Genomic DNA, 702 nt, shown 5'->3' with positions numbered 1-702 from the left:
ATACGGTTGCCGTCCTCGTCCAGCTCATACACCCGGCGTTGCTTTAGTCCCCATTTGCCGTTCTGCTCGATGGGGCGGATGGGGCAAAGCACATGAAAATGCGGGTTTGGTATGCCGCCGTCCTCCCGGTCTGGCTGGTGTACGGCGAAGTCAACCACCATGCCACGGCTCACAAAGTTCTCCAACAAAAATTGCCTTGCAAGAGCGATGTTTTCCTCAAGGGAAAATTCATTCTGCAAGGCAATGTCAAAGCTGTATGCAAGCTGGGCGTTCTTTCCACGCTCGGCTTTTTCCACGGCGTTCCATAGGGTCTGGCGGTCTGCGTATTCTGGCGGTGCATGGGACGGCAGGAGAATATCGGAGCAGATCACGCCGCCCTTGCGGGTGTAGTCGCTGTATTCGCCGTAATACTCGCTATACAATCGCTCCCCGGCACGGTAGGCGGCAGAAGCAATAGCGGACTGTCCTGCGCTTCGCTTAGTCTGCGTGACGCTCAGATGAAATAGTGCCATCGGCTTTCAACTCCTTTTCTCTGTTTGCTTGGCTGATATGGGTAATCGCCATGTGACGGACGGCTCGCTGGACTTCGGACAGGGAAAAGATGTGTTCCATCAGCTCTGTCATTTCGGTGCGTGTGAGATCTTTGACCTCCGGGGCAAGGCTCTCAATCGTGCCGCCCAGATTGCAAAGGCGGTGGGTGCG

Annotated in this window: 2 protein-coding genes; both read right to left on the bottom strand. The window is 55.6% G+C overall.

The features are described from left to right. The coding region (gene mobQ, locus HMPREF1546_RS01595) for a MobQ family relaxase (protein WP_021748496.1) at positions 1 to 512 on the bottom strand (512 nt) is incomplete at its 3' end. Beyond that, a partial coding sequence (locus HMPREF1546_RS17985) for a DUF3847 domain-containing protein (RefSeq protein ID WP_147629893.1) occupies positions 478 to 702 on the bottom strand: 225 nt, incomplete at its 5' end. The genes HMPREF1546_RS17985 and mobQ, both read right to left, overlap by 35 nt.

Origin of the sequence: Oscillibacter sp. KLE 1745 (assembly GCF_000469445.2) — a bacterium.
GTDB classification, from domain to species: domain Bacteria; phylum Bacillota; class Clostridia; order Oscillospirales; family Oscillospiraceae; genus Oscillibacter; species Oscillibacter welbionis.
The sequence above is the reverse complement of the archived record's forward strand: the minus strand, read 5'-3'. Positions and strand labels throughout refer to the sequence as shown.